General features: G+C 69.5%; 12 protein-coding genes. 4 read left to right on the plus strand and 8 right to left on the minus strand.

The features are described 5' to 3' along the window. Positions 1-2: 2 nt before the first annotated feature. The 3 genes from GXW76_RS17005 to GXW76_RS17015 all read right to left on the minus strand — a co-directional run bounded on the left by GXW76_RS17005 (position 3) and on the right by GXW76_RS17015 (position 4657). Entirely contained in the window at positions 3-1538 is a 1536-nt protein-coding gene (locus GXW76_RS17005; RefSeq protein WP_211863290.1) for an AbgT family transporter, read from the minus strand. Next, positions 1535-2920, minus strand: a complete 1386-nt coding sequence (locus GXW76_RS17010; protein WP_211863291.1) for a M20/M25/M40 family metallo-hydrolase — start codon at positions 2918-2920, stop codon at positions 1535-1537. The genes GXW76_RS17005 and GXW76_RS17010 overlap by 4 nt, the downstream gene beginning before the upstream one ends. A gap of 546 nt (positions 2921-3466) precedes the next feature. After that, positions 3467-4657 (minus strand): amidohydrolase family protein, encoded by a 1191-nt coding sequence (locus tag GXW76_RS17015; RefSeq protein WP_211863292.1) that lies wholly within the window; start codon positions 4655-4657, stop codon positions 3467-3469. A 77-nt stretch (positions 4658-4734) separates the two neighbouring features. Between GXW76_RS17015 and GXW76_RS17020 the strand changes: the two genes are divergently transcribed. Next, on the plus strand, positions 4735-5028 hold the full coding sequence (locus GXW76_RS17020; protein ID WP_211863293.1) for a hypothetical protein: 294 nt from the start codon (positions 4735-4737) through the stop codon (positions 5026-5028). On the opposite strand, the gene GXW76_RS17025 is transcribed toward GXW76_RS17020, so the two are convergent. The 5 genes from GXW76_RS17025 to groES all read right to left on the minus strand — a co-directional run bounded on the left by GXW76_RS17025 (position 5025) and on the right by groES (position 9696). Then, a complete protein-coding gene (locus tag GXW76_RS17025) occupies positions 5025-5984 on the minus strand; it encodes a threonine dehydratase (RefSeq protein WP_211863294.1) in 960 nt (319 codons plus the stop codon). The two genes, GXW76_RS17020 and GXW76_RS17025, sit on opposite strands and share 4 nt — an antisense overlap. Positions 5985-6172: 188 nt before the next feature. Continuing rightward, positions 6173-6376 carry a cold-shock protein gene (locus tag GXW76_RS17030; protein ID WP_211863295.1) on the minus strand — a complete coding sequence of 68 codons (204 nt, stop codon included), beginning with the start codon at positions 6374-6376 and terminating at the stop codon, positions 6173-6175. A gap of 198 nt (positions 6377-6574) precedes the next feature. Continuing rightward, entirely contained in the window at positions 6575-7558 is a 984-nt protein-coding gene (locus GXW76_RS17035; RefSeq protein WP_211863296.1) for a Bug family tripartite tricarboxylate transporter substrate binding protein, read from the minus strand. Positions 7559-7689: 131 nt separating this feature from the next. Then, positions 7690-9330 carry a chaperonin GroEL gene (gene groL / locus GXW76_RS17040; protein WP_211863297.1) on the minus strand — a complete coding sequence of 547 codons (1641 nt, stop codon included), beginning with the start codon at positions 9328-9330 and terminating at the stop codon, positions 7690-7692. 51 nt (positions 9331-9381) lie between these two features. Then, the gene (gene groES / locus GXW76_RS17045; protein WP_211863298.1) at positions 9382-9696 is read right to left on the minus strand and encodes a co-chaperone GroES; all 315 of its coding nucleotides are present in this window, start codon (positions 9694-9696) and stop codon (positions 9382-9384) included. A gap of 306 nt (positions 9697-10002) precedes the next feature. On the opposite strand from groES, the gene GXW76_RS17050 reads away from it, so the two are divergent. The 3 genes from GXW76_RS17050 to GXW76_RS17060 all read left to right on the plus strand — a co-directional run bounded on the left by GXW76_RS17050 (position 10003) and on the right by GXW76_RS17060 (position 12960). Next, a complete protein-coding gene (locus GXW76_RS17050; protein ID WP_338150983.1) occupies positions 10003-10275 on the plus strand; it encodes an usg protein in 273 nt (90 codons plus the stop codon). A gap of 73 nt (positions 10276-10348) precedes the next feature. Further along, positions 10349-11920 (plus strand): aspartate:alanine exchanger family transporter, encoded by a 1572-nt coding sequence (locus GXW76_RS17055; RefSeq protein WP_211863299.1) that lies wholly within the window; start codon positions 10349-10351, stop codon positions 11918-11920. A 17-nt stretch (positions 11921-11937) separates the two neighbouring features. Further along, positions 11938-12960 (plus strand): 2-hydroxyacid dehydrogenase, encoded by a 1023-nt coding sequence (locus GXW76_RS17060; protein ID WP_211863300.1) that lies wholly within the window; start codon positions 11938-11940, stop codon positions 12958-12960. Positions 12961-13012: the final 52 nt, after the last annotated feature.

Consider the following 13012-nt stretch of genomic DNA (forward strand, 5'->3'; position numbering starts at 1 on the left):
CTTCAGATGCCCCAGGGCAAGCCGAGCAGGTGCCAGCCCGCCAGGAACACCGTCCAGACGATCGAGATCCAGATGACGTAGGGCAGCATCAGTGCGATCACCGTGCCGATGCCCGCCTCCTTCTGGTACTTGATCGCGAAGGTCACGATCATCGCGAAATAGGCGTTGAGCGGGGTGATCGAGTTCATCGGGCTGTCGCCGACGCGATAGGCGGCGAGCACCGCCTCCGGCGAGACGCCGAGCTGCATCAGCAGCGGCACGAAGATGGGCGCGAAGATCGCCCATTTCGCGATCGCCCCGGTGATGATGAGGTCGAGGATGAAGGTCACGACCACGAAGCCCATCAGCAGCCACAGCGCATCGAGATTGGCGCGCTGCAACACCTCGGCGAGCGAGACGGCAGCCAGCGTCGCCATGTTCGAGTAGTTGAAGAAGGCGATGAACTGGCTGATGACGAGCAGCAGCAGGATCAGCCCGGAAAGCGCGCCGATCGCCTTCTGGATGGCGGCGATGACGTCGTTCGTCCCCTTCATGGTCTTCGCGCCGATGCCGTAGGCGGCGCCGCAGACCAGGAAGATCAGCGCGATCGAGACGATCAGGCTCGTCATGAAGGGCGAATTGCCGATGATCGCCCCGGTCTCCGGGTGGCGCAGCGGCGCGCCCGGCGGCAGCGTCAGCAGGCACAGGAAGGCAACCACGGCGAGCAGGCCATAGAGCGCGTAGCGCAGGCCGCGATACTCGTCCTCCGACAGGCGGTTCTCGCCCGGCACCTCGTAGTCGCCGGTATAGGCGCCGAGGCGCGGCTCGATCACCCGCTCGGTGATCACCGCGATCAGCACCGTCAGCATGGCCACGGAGGCGATCGAGAACCACACATTGGCGGCGAGGTCGATCGACAGGGTCGGGCTGACCAGGCGGATCGCGTCGTTGGTGATCTCCGTCAGGATGCCGTCGGTCGGCACGATCAGGATGTTCACCAGGAAGGCCGAGGCCACCGAGGCGAAGCCCACCGCAAGCCCGGCCAGCGGATGCCGCCCGACCGAGATGAAGGCCGCGGCCGCCAGCGGGATCAGCACCAGATACCCGGCATCCGCGGCGATGGAGGAGACGATGCCGACGAAGGTCAGGATGTAGGTCAGCGCCCAGGCGGGTGCGACGATCACCAGCTTGCGGATCAGCGCCTTGACGAGGCCGGCTTCCTCCGCGACGCCGACGCCGACCATGGCGACGATGATGACGCCGACGGCGTTGAAGTTCATGAAGTTCTGGACGACGCCGGTGAACATGAAGCGGATGCCCGCCGCCGTCAGCAGGCTGCGGGCATCGGTGCGCATCGCCTCGATGTCGCCCGTCGCGGGATTGTAGGCCTGATAGGCCACGTGCGCGCCGAACGCGGCCAGGATGGCCGAGAGCACGATCACGATGGCGATCAGGTAGACGAAGATCATCACCGGGTGGGGCACGCGGTTGCCCACGCGCTCCACCGTATCGAGGATCTTCTGCATCGCCGTCTTGGGCGCGGCGGGGGCTTCGCTCATCGGGAAAGGGCCTCGAGGATGCGGGCCCAGGAACGGATGCCCTTGTGGAAGCTGACCAGGTTGTACTTCTCGTTCGGGCTGTGGATGCGGTCATCCTCCAGTCCGAAGCCCGCCAGCACGACATCCATGCCGAGCGACTGCTTGAGCTGGTGCGTCACCGGGATCGACCCGCCACCGCCGATGAACACCGCCGGCTTGCCCCATTCGGCGCTCAGCGCGTCGCGGGCCTTGGCGAAGGCGGGGTCCTCGATCGGGAAGCGGATGGCCTGGCCGGCGCCGTGTTCCTTGAACTCGACGCGGCAATCGGCCGGCAGGCGCGCGCGCACATGCTCGCGGAAGGCCTTGCGGATGGCGTGCGGGTCCTGGTCGAAGACCAGGCGGAAGGAGACCTTGGCCGAGGCCACCGCCGGGATCACGGTCTTGAACCCGTCCCCCTGGTAGCCGCCGCCCATGCCGTTGATCTCGCAGGTCGGACGGGACCAGACCATCTCGAGCGCGCTTCGCCCCTTCTCGCCTGCCGGCACGGACAGGCCGATCGCGCCGAGGAAGGCCTCCGCGCTGAAGCCGAGGCTCGCCCATTGCTCGCGCAGCGCCTCGGGCAGTTCGGGCACGCCGTCGTAGAACCCCGGCAGCGTCACGCGGCCATCGGCGTCGTGCAGGTCGGCGAGGATGCGCGCGAGGATGCGGTTCGGGTTCGCAGCGGCCGACCCGTAGAAGCCGGAATGCAGGTCGCGGTCGGCGGCGTGGATGATCACCTCCTCCCCGCACAGGCCGCGCAGCATGGTGACGATGGCCGGCGTCTGCGCGTCCCACATGTTGGTGTCGCAGATCAGGCCGATATCGGCGCGCAGTTCCTTCGCATTCGCGTCGAGGAAGCCGGGCAGGTTGACGCCGCCGGATTCCTCCTCCCCTTCCAGCAGGATCGAGACCGGGATGGGCAACTTGCCGGTCACCGCCTTCCAGGCGCGGCACGCTTCGACGAAGGCCATGAGCTGGCCCTTGTCGTCGGCGGCGCCGCGGCCGCGGATCACCTTGCTGCCGTCGGGCAGAGTCTCGATGCGGGGCTCGAAGGGGTCGCTGTCCCAGAGTTCCAGCGGATCGACCGGCTGCACGTCGTAATGGCCGTAGAACAGCGCCGAGGGCCCGCTCGCGCTGCGGTCATGGGCGACGACGATGGGGTGGCCCGGCGTCGGGCGCGAACTCGCCTCGAAGCCGATGCTGCGCAGGTCGGCCGCGTGCCATTCGGCATTGGCCTGGCATTCCTTCGCATAGGCCGGATCGGTCGAGATCGACTTGATGCGCAGCACGGCGAAAAGCCGCTCGAGCGCGGCGTCGAGGTCCTGGTCGATCCGCGCCAGGACCCTGTCGATATCCGACATCATTGCGTCTCCCCCAATCGCCGTGGCGGCGGCGAGTGCCGCGGCCCGGCTTGTCCGTGTCTTCGGCGCCGCGTCAGGCGGCGCCCTTCGTCAGAAACGCGCCGTGGTGGCGAACGGGATGCGGTCCGCTATCCACGCAACCGATCCCCGCTTTCACCCCGGGCGAGTTGCGCCTCGGACCGTCCGGCGCACTGGCGCATCTGCGCGAGCCGCCGCCACATCGCGGTCATGGCCTCGGCGTCGGCGGGTGGCGGGTGGCCCGGAGGGGCGCCGGTCAGCGCCGGGAACCGGGACGCAGCGGCAGCATGGGATGCAAAGCCTCGGCCCGCCGCGACGGGCTGTGCGAAAACCGTACGTCCCGTGCGCATGGCGCAATCCTGCGCGGCGCGCGACATGGTCATGCCGACGAGACGAGGTTCTTCCTCCACTTGCCCAGGGTATCGTTCCGCATTCGGTAAACGCAACCATTGCGTCCCGGCCCGGCGTCCATTCCCTGTTCGCGACGTCCCAGCCAGGCCGCCGCGACCACCACCGAGCCGCGCCCGGCGATCAGGCCAGGAGCACGCCGTCGCGTGCGACCACGCGCCCGCCGGAAACCACCAGGCGCCGCGTGGGGCGCGCCACGACCGCCTCCGCCAGGCTGCGCGCCTCGACCAGCACGAGGTCCGCCCGGGCGCCGGCCTCAAGTCCGTAGGCATCGAAGCCGCAGCCCGTTGCCCCCGCCCCGGTCACGCAGTCGAGCGCCACCGCCACCTCGTCGTCGCGGCGGAAGTTGTTGCGCAGGCCGATGAGCATCGCGCGCTCAAGCATGTCGGGCGAGCCGTAGGGCGTCCACGTGTCGCGGATGCCGTCATTGCCGCCGAAGATCGTCACGCCCGCCGCGCGGCAGGGTGCGACCAGCGGCACGAGGCGGGAGGCCGGCGCGGTCGTGGCGATCGCGACACCCAGCGCAGCCATGCGCGCGAGCAGCGCGTCGCGGTCGCGCTCCGGAATGTCGCCGAGGCAGAAGGCGTGGCTCACCACCACCCTGCCTTCCATCCCCAGCGCCCGCGTGCGTTCGAGGATCAGGTCGAGCGAGAAGGCGCCCATCGTCCCCGGCTCGTGCAGGTGGATGTCCACCGGCTTGCCGTGCTTCTCCGCGAGCCCGAAGACGATGTCGAGGTGCCTCACCGGGTCGCGCTCGATGGCGCAGGGGTCGAGCCCGCCGACGATGTCCGCACCCATCGCCAGCGCGGCGTCGAGCAACGCATCCGTCCCCTGCCGCGCCAGCATCCCGGATTGCGGGAAGGCGACGATCTGGATCTCCTGCAGCCCGGCCATGGCCTCGCGCGTTTGCAGCACGCGCTCGACATGCTTCGTGCCGGCGGAGGTATCGACGTCCACATGAGTGCGGATGCGCGTCGTGCCCTGCGCGAGAAAGGCCCGCGCCAGGGCGAGCGACGCCGCCCCCGCATCGTGCCCGGTGCGTGCGCGCCATTCGCGCTCGGTGTCGATCTTGTCCTCGATGCGCGGGCCGACCTGGTTCACGAGCCAGTCCGGCAGATGGAAGGCGGTCTTGTCGAGATGGGTGTGGCCCTCGACGAAGCCGGGCAGCAGCAGCATCCCGCGGCCGTCCTCGACAGGCGTGCCGTCAGGCGGCACCGCGCCGGGCGCGATGGCGGAGATTCGCCCGTCCGTGATCATCACGGTCGAGGCCACGCCCCCGAACGGGCAAACATTCGTCAAGCGCCAGGTCTTCATGGGCTTATCCTTCCTTCCGTCCTGTCAGTCGCGGCAACCTACCGAGAGAGGATTTGGTATGCGACACGGAGCGGGTGATGGACGCACTTGATATGAAATTGCTTCTTTTCCTGGCATTGGTCGCCGTCGCGTTCCTGCCCGCTCGCCTCCCCTGGGCGGCCGCGGATGTACTGCGCGGTTCGTACCTGGCTGTCGCGGAAGTGATCCTACTTCTTGGCTTCGGTGTGCTGACGTGGACAGCGTTCGGTCCCTGGGTCGCGATCATATGCCCAATGGTCATTGCAGTGCCGATCGCCCTCGTGCGGCTTGTCCGCGCCTCGCGCGCCCTCCGCGACGGCATCGTCCCGGGGTCGCGCGCCGATGGCTGCTAGGCCGCGGCCAGCACCCAGTCGCGGAAAAGTTCAAGGTCGATGTTGCCGCCGCTCAGCACGATCCCGACACGCCTGCCGCGCATCGCCTCACGTTCCTGCATGAGCGCGGCAAAGGACGCCGCGCCCGCGCCCTCGGCGAGGTTGTGCGTGTCCTGCCACAGGGCGCGGACGGCGGCGGCGACCTCGTCGTCGGTCACGGTGACGATGCGTGCGGCGCCGCGCCGGATGATCTCCAGGGCCGCCGCATCCGGCACGCGCGTCGCCATGCCGTCGGCGCGCGTCTCGGCGTTGTTCGTCGTCACCACATGGCCTGCGGCGAAGGACAGCGCGTAGGACGGCGCCCCCGTGCTCTGCACGCCGATGATCTCGGTGGAAAGCCCCAGCAGGTCGCGCGCCAGGATGCAGCCGCAGATGCCCGAGCCCATCCCGATCGGCACGTAGAGCGCATCGAGCGCCGGCGCCGCGCGGAAGAACTCCAGCGCATAGGTCGCGACCCCCTTCACCAGGTCCGGTGCGAAGGAAGGCGCGAATTCGAGCCCCTCGGCGGCGGCGAGGCGTGCCGCCTCCTCCCGCGCCGCGTCGAAATCCTCGCCGTGCTCGACCAGGCGGGCGCCGAAGGCGCGCATCGCCGCGTTCTTCTCCGCGCTGTTCCCATGCGGCACCAGGATCGTCACGGGCACGCCATGCCGCCGGCCGGCATAGGCGAGCGACTGCCCGTGATTGCCGCGCGTCGCGCTGACCACGCCGCGCACCTGCGGGCGCTCGCGCGCCAGGCGCTCCATGTAGACAAGGCCGCCGCGCAGCTTAAACGCGCCGGTCGGCGTGTGGTTCTCGTGCTTGACCCAGACCTCGGCATCGCTGCGCGCCGCCAGCAACGGCCATGCGATCGCCGGGGTCGACGCGAATGCGCCATGCACCAGCGCCGCCGCCGCTTCCAGTTCCGTCAGTGTGAACATGGACATCCCGCCTTGGCTGTCGGCGGAAGGATGCATGCTTCGCGCCCACCCGGCAAAGCGATGCCTGGCTGCCGTGCCTCACCGCACCACCGCGACGGCGGGGCGAACCCGGCCTCAGGCCCCTCGCCCGCGGGTGGCGAGAGGATGGCGGCGGGCGCGGGGCGCCCGGCCGCAGGCAACCCGGTGGGTCAGACCGGCTTGAGGTTGATGGCCGTGGCCTTGCCGCGTTCGGTCGCCACGTCGTAGCTGACCTTCTGGTTCTCGTTCAGGCCGGTCAGCCCGGCCTTCTGGACGGCGGTGATGTGGACGAACACGTCCTTGCCGCCGTCCTGGGGGACGATGAAGCCGAAGCCCTTCGTCGCGTTGAACCACTTCACGGTGCCGATGGCCATGCAATCCGTCTCCTTCGTCGCGGCCGGCGCGATGGTCGCTCCGGCTGTATCCCAGCCGGTCCGTGATCGGCTTGGAGGCGACCGGGTCTCCGGAGGCACGGCAAGGCGAGGCGAGACACGATTGGTGACCGAATCACGCGCAGATCATGAGAGGCGCGTCAACAATCGCATCCGTTCCGTAATATTCGCCCGCCCGCCTCACTCCAGGCGGATGCCGAGCTCGGGGATGGTGCGGCCCCAGAAGGCGTGCTCGTCACGCACCTGCGCGACGAAGGCCTCGGCGCTCACCGGCGTCGCCAGCGGCTCAAGGCCGTCGCGGCCGAGCTTCTCGTGGAAGGCCGGCAAGGCGGCGATCTCGCTGGCCGCGGCGCGCAGGGTGGCGACCGGCCCCTCCGGCGTGCCGGGCGGGTAGAACAGCCCGTGCCAGCCGGTCACGGCGTAGCCCGGCAGGCCCTGCTCGGCCACCGTCGGCACATCGGGGAAGGCGGGGGAGCGCCGCGCGCCCGTCACCGCGATCGGCCGGAGCTGCCCTTCGCGCACCAGCGGAATGGCCGGCGGCGGAGAGGAGATGTTGAACTGCACCGTCCCGTTCACCGCATCCATCAGCGCCGGCGCGGTGCCGCGATAGGCAACGTCCGACAGTTCGATCCCCGCCATCCGCGCGAGCAGCTTGCCCGCCAGGTGGTTGTTCCCGCCGGTGCCCGAATGGCTGAAGGTGATCTCGCCGGGCTTCTGCCGCGCGAGCGCGATCAGTTCCTGCAGGTTGGTCGCCGGGAAACGCGGGTTGGCCACCAGGATGTACTGGTAGTTCGCCAGGATGCCGGCCGGGACCAGCACGCGCGCCGGGTCCTCGCGCTCGGGCGTGCGATAGACATGCGGGTTGATCACGACATTGGAGGAGACGGCGTAGAGGAAGGTGTAGCCGTCCGGCCGCGTGTTCCGGACCACCTGCTGCGTGCCGATGTTGCCGCCCGCGCCGCCGCGGTTGTCCACCACCACCGGCTGGCCGAGCCTCTGCGACAGGAGCTGGGCGAATTCCCGCCCGACGATGTCCGTCCCGCCGCCCGCAGCATAGGGCACGATCATGGTCACTGCGCGGTTCGGCTGCCAGGCCGCCCCCTGCGCGCGCGCCAGGGCAGGCGCGAGGAGGCTGGGGGCGAGAAGGAGGCTGCGGCGCTTCATGGGCGTTTTCCCGACATTGGTCTCCGCTGCGCCATAGCACGCCCCAACGAAAAAGGGGCAGTCCCGAAGGACTGCCCCCATCCGCTCCGGATCGGTGGAACCGATCAGAAGTCTTCGCGCGGCACGAGCGCTTAGAAGTCCATGCCGCCCATGCCGCCCATGTCGCCGCCGCCGGCCGGAGCCGCCTTGCGCTCAGGACGCTCGGCCACCATCGCCTCGGTGGTGATCAGCAGGGAGGCCACCGAAGCGGCATCCTGCAGCGCCGTGCGCACGACCTTGGTCGGGTCGATGATGCCGGCGGCCACCAGGTTCTTGTACTCGTCCGACTGCGCGTCGTAGCCGAACTCGTAGGTGTCGGTGCGCAGCACCTCACCGGCGACCACGGCGCCGTCCTTGCCGGCGTTCTCGGCGATCTGGCGGATCGGCGACTGGATCGCGCGGCGCACGATCTCGATGCCGACCTGCTGGTCCGCGTTGTCGGCCTTCAGGCCGGCCAGCTTCTGGGAAGCGCGCAGCAGGGCCACGCCGCCGCCCGGGACGATGCCTTCCTCGACCGCGGCGCGGGTCGCATGCAGCGCGTCATCGACGCGGTCCTTGCGCTCCTTCACCTCGACCTCGGTGGAGCCGCCGACGCGGATCACCGCGACGCCGCCGGCGAGCTTCGCCAGACGCTCCTGCAGCTTCTCGCGGTCGTAGTCCGAGGTGGTCTCCTCGATCTGCGCCTTGATCTGCTCGCAGCGGCCCTTGATGTCGTCCTTCTTGCCGGCACCCTCGACGATCGTGGTGTTCTCCTTCTCGATCCGCACCTTCTTCGCGCGGCCGAGCATGGCGAGCGTCACGCTCTCGAGCTTGATGCCGAGGTCTTCGCTGATGACCTCACCACCGGTCAGGATGGCGATGTCTTCCAGCATCGCCTTGCGGCGATCGCCGAAGCCCGGCGCCTTCACGGCGGCGATCTTCAGGCCGCCACGCAGCTTGTTGACGACCAGGGTGGCCAGCGCCTCGCCCTCGACGTCCTCGGCCACGATCACCAGCGGGCGACCGGACTGCACGACGGACTCGAGCAGCGGCAGCATCGGCTGGAGCTGCGACAGCTTCTTCTCGTGGATCAGGATGTACGGGTCATCCATCTCCGCGATCATCTTCTCCGCATTCGTGATGAAGTACGGGGAGACGTAGCCGCGGTCGAACTGCATGCCCTCGACGACGTCGAGCTCGGTCTGGATGGACTTGGCTTCCTCGACGGTGATGACACCCTCGTTGCCGACCTTCTCCATCGCCTGAGCGATCATCTCGCCGATCTCGGTCTCGCCGTTGGCGGAGATCGAGCCGACCTGCGCCACTTCGGCGGAGGTCGTGATCTTCTTGGTCTTGGACTCGAGGTCCTTGACCACCTCGGCGACGGCCTTGTCGATGCCGCGCTTCAGGTCCATCGGGTTCATGCCGGCGGCCACGGCCTTCGCGCCCTCACGGACGATGGACTGGGCCAGCACGGTCGCGGTGGTGGTGCCGTCGCCGGCCAGGTCGTTCGTCTTGGAAGCGACCTCGCGCACCATCTGCGCGCCCATGTTCTCGAACTTGTCGGCCAGTTCGATTTCCTTGGCGACCGTCACGCCGTCCTTCGTGATGCGCGGGGCACCGAAGGACTTGTCGATGACGACGTTGCGGCCCTTCGGGCCCAGCGTCACCTTCACGGCGTCGGCCAGGATGTCCACGCCGCGGATCATCTTCTCGCGCGCGGAGGCGCCGAACTTCACGTCCTTAGCAGCCATGTGTCTCTACCTCTGAATTTCGTGGTGTCGGGATCGCAGCGAAGCGGCGCCTCAGGCGGCCTTCTTCGCGGAGGACGCACCTTCGAGGATGCCCATGATGTCGGACTCCTTCATGATCAGGAGCTCCTCGCCATCGAGCTTCACCTCGGTGCCCGACCACTTGCCGAACAGGATGCGGTCGCCGGCCTTCACGTCGAGCGGGCGGATCTCGCCCTTCTCGTTGATGGTGCCCGCGCCGACGGCGACGACTTCGCCTTCCTGCGGCTTTTCCTTCGCGGTGTCGGGGATGATGATGCCGCCGGCGGTCTTCTCTTCCGCAGTGACGCGGCGAACGAGAACGCGGTCGTGCAGGGGACGGAAGTTCATTGGTGTCCTCTCCTGAGCCTCGGGTTGATGACGGCTCGCCCTGGGAAGCCTGGCCGGTTGCCGGAGCACCCCGGCCGTTAGCACTCCCCCCAGAGGAGTGCCAGCGATCTAAGCCGCCCCCGCAACGCCGTCAAGCGTTCGGCAGCACTCAATGGGCGCGAGTGCTAATAATCTGAATATAAACGATTTTTCTTGCATCATGCCGCACCGCACATGTCATCCTGATGTCGGTCGCCGCCCGGCGAAGGTGGCGCCGCCGATAGAAACCGCACGGCTCACCACCCCGCAGGGAAAGGATTGACGACGGTGCTGCAGGGAATCGAACCGATCCTCCGAATCCCCGACTGGCGCATGACCACGGCGGAGTTGCTCTACCACCTGCCGGACCACCCGCACGTCCTGCAGGCCTACATCTGGCAGAAGCTGGACCACGCGCCGGATTTCCCGGAACTCAGCCGCTTCCTGGATTTCTGGCGGCGGGAGATCGAGGGGCCGCTGCACTCCGTCCGCGTGGCCAGCACCGCCCTGACCCGACCGGCGGAACTCCGTTACGCCAACGGAGTCTTCACGCTTCACTGAGCCCCGCAAACACGCGACGATGCTGCCCGCCGGCCGCGCCCGGTAGCGCGGCTGAGTTCGGGGGGACAACGGCGTGGAGCTTGTGCGCGGCATTCTCGAGGGCTCGCCGATGCTGGCCCTCTTCATCGCCATCGGGCTTGGCTATGCGCTCGGCCAGTTGCCCGTGCTTGGCGTCACCTTCGGCGCGGGCGCGGTACTCTTCTCCGGCCTCGCCATCGGGGCGCTCGCGCCGCGGGCGGCCCCGCCCGGCCTGGTCGGCACCCTCGGCCTGCTGATGTTCCTCTACGGCACCGGGATCCAGTACGGGCCGCAATGCGTCGCCGGCCTCAAGGGGCCGGGGCTGCGCTGGATCCTCCTCGCCCTCGCCGCGGTCGTCGCCGCGCTGTTCGCGGCGCAGGCGGTGGGCGGGATGCTCGGCCTGTCCGTCGCGATGCAGGCGGGGATGTTCGCCGGCGCCGGCACCAGCACCTCGGCGCTGCAGGCGGCCATCACCGCGGCGGGCGGCGGCGCGGAGCCGACCATCGGCTATGCGGTCGCCTACCCGGTCGGCGTCATCGGGCCGATCCTCCTGATGGGCTTCATGCTGCGCCTGTTCCGGCCGGAGGTCCCGGCCCCTGCCCCCAGCCTGCGCCATGCCGAGGTGACGCTGCGACCCGGCATGCCCGCACGCAGCGTTGCCGAGATCACGGCGGACCTGCCCGAAGGCATCATGGTCCTCGCCATGCGGCGGGAGCACCAGAACGCGCCCGCCGAGCCCGGTGCGCGCCTGGCCGGCGGCGACGGCCTGCTGATCGTCGGCCCGCCCGCGGCGGTGGACCAGGCGATCGCGCGCCTGGGGGAGGAGGAGGAAGGCCGCCTCGCCAAGGACCGCGCCGCCTACGACATCGTGCGCGTCACCGTCTCCAGGCCGGCCTTCCGCGGCCGCACGCTGGCGACTATCCCGATGCCGCCCTTCGCCGTCCGCATCGCCGAGGTCCGGCGCGGCGATTCGCTCATGCTGCCGGGTCCGGAACTCGAACTGGAATACGGCGACGTCCTCGTGCTGCTGGCCGAGAGCGGACGCCAGCCGGAACTCGCCGCCCATTTCGGCGACAGCGTGAAAGGCAATGCCGAACTTTCCTTCATCTCGATCGGCATCGGCATGGCGCTCGGCCTGCTGGTCGGCATGATCAGCATCCCCTTGCCGGGCGGGGGCGGCTTCAGCCTCGGCGTCGCCGGCGGGCCGCTGGTGGTGGCGCTGGTCCTCGGCTGGCGCGGCAGGACCCTCGGCATCGGCTGGCGCATGCCGGTCGCGGCCAACATGGTGCTGCGGAACTTCGGGCTGTCGATCTTCCTGGGACAGGTGGCGATCGCCTCGGGCCGACCCTTCGTCGAGACGGTCGCGGCCCAGGGCCCGGCCGTGCTGGCCGGGGCGGCGCTGGTGCTCGCCACCATCGTCCTGACCGTGCTGCTGATCGGCCACGTCATCCTGCGCATCCGCATCGACGACCTGTTCGGCGTCTGCGCCGGGGCCACCGGCAACCCGGCCATCCTCGCGGGCGCCAATCGCCTGCTCGGCAGCGACCGTGCGGACGTGGGCTACGCCATCGTCTTCCCCACCATGACCATCGCCAAGATCGTCGCCGTGCAGTTGCTGCTCGGCTGACCGGCGCGGAGGACCCCATGCGCATCGCCATGTTCAGCACCAAGCCCTACGACCGCCGCAGCTTCGAGGCAGCGCCGGCGGCAGCCGGGCATGAGATCCTCTACCTCGAGCCCCGCCTCGCCCCGCTGACCGCGCCGCTGGCGGCGGGGGCCGAGGCGGTCTGCGCCTTCGTCAACGACGACCTCTCGGCACCGGTGCTGGAACGGCTCGCCGCCGGCGGCACGAAGCTCGTCCTGCTGCGCTGCGCCGGCTTCAACAACGTGGACCTGGCGGCGGCGCAGCGGCTCGGCATGAAGGTCGCGCGCGTGCCGGCCTATTCGCCGCATGCGGTCGCGGAATTCACCATCGGGCTGATGCTCGCCCTCGTGCGCGGCATCCACCGCGCCTACCAGCGCACGCGGGACGGCAATTTCGCCCTTGAAGGCCTGCTCGGCTTCGACCTGCACGGCAAGACGGTCGGCGTGCTCGGCACCGGCAAGATCGGCGCCATCGTCGCGCGCATCCTCGCCGCCGGCTTCGGCTGCCGCGTGCTGGCCCACGACGTCCATCCCGATCCCGGCCTGCAGGCGATCGGCGTCACCTACATGGAACCGCGCGCCATCGCCGCGCAGGCCGACATCCTGACGCTGCATTGCCCGCTGACGCCCGAGACGCGCCACGTCGTCCGCGCCGAGACCCTGGCGCTGGCGCACCCCGGCCTGGTGCTGGTCAACACCAGCCGCGGCGGGCTGATCGACACCGAGGCCGCGATCGAGGCGCTGAAGTCCGGCCAGCTCGGGGGCCTCGCCATCGATGTCTATGAGCAGGAGGCCGACCTCTTCTTCGAGGATCTCTCGAACGAGATCCTGGCCGACGACGTGATCGCCCGGCTGCTGACCTTCCCCAACGTGCTGGTGACCGGCCACCAGGCCTTCTTCACCGCCGAGGCGCTCGGCGCCATCGCCGAGGTGACGCTCGCCAACGCGACCCGCGTCGCGGCGGGGGAGCCCCTCGGCGCGAGCGAGGTGACGACCGCCGCGACGGTGCCGCACCGCGCCTGATGCCGCGCGCGGCGACCTTCAGGCCCGGCCGGCGGCGACCTGGCCCCGAGGC

Origin of the sequence: Neoroseomonas soli (genome assembly GCF_018129065.1) — a bacterium.
GTDB lineage: Bacteria > Pseudomonadota > Alphaproteobacteria > Acetobacterales > Acetobacteraceae > Neoroseomonas > Neoroseomonas soli.

Bases quoted from the DNA above. Each gene is read 5' to 3' on its own strand.
- GXW76_RS17025 (WP_211863294.1), bottom strand. From the start codon at position 5,984: ATGTTCACACTGACGGAACTGGAAGCGGCGGCGGCGCTGGTGCATGGC.
- GXW76_RS17015 (WP_211863292.1), bottom strand. From the start codon at position 4,657: ATGAAGACCTGGCGCTTGACGAATGTTTGCCCGTTCGGGGGCGTGGCC.
- groL (WP_211863297.1), bottom strand. From the start codon at position 9,330: ATGGCTGCTAAGGACGTGAAGTTCGGCGCCTCCGCGCGCGAGAAGATG.
- GXW76_RS17035 (WP_211863296.1), bottom strand. From the start codon at position 7,558: ATGAAGCGCCGCAGCCTCCTTCTCGCCCCCAGCCTCCTCGCGCCTGCC.
- GXW76_RS17010 (WP_211863291.1), bottom strand. From the start codon at position 2,920: ATGATGTCGGATATCGACAGGGTCCTGGCGCGGATCGACCAGGACCTC.
- GXW76_RS17005 (WP_211863290.1), bottom strand. From the start codon at position 1,538: ATGAGCGAAGCCCCCGCCGCGCCCAAGACGGCGATGCAGAAGATCCTC.
- GXW76_RS17020 (WP_211863293.1), top strand. From the start codon at position 4,735: ATGGACGCACTTGATATGAAATTGCTTCTTTTCCTGGCATTGGTCGCC.
- GXW76_RS17060 (WP_211863300.1), top strand. From the start codon at position 11,938: ATGCGCATCGCCATGTTCAGCACCAAGCCCTACGACCGCCGCAGCTTC.
- groES (WP_211863298.1), bottom strand. From the start codon at position 9,696: ATGAACTTCCGTCCCCTGCACGACCGCGTTCTCGTTCGCCGCGTCACT.
- GXW76_RS17030 (WP_211863295.1), bottom strand. From the start codon at position 6,376: ATGGCCATCGGCACCGTGAAGTGGTTCAACGCGACGAAGGGCTTCGGC.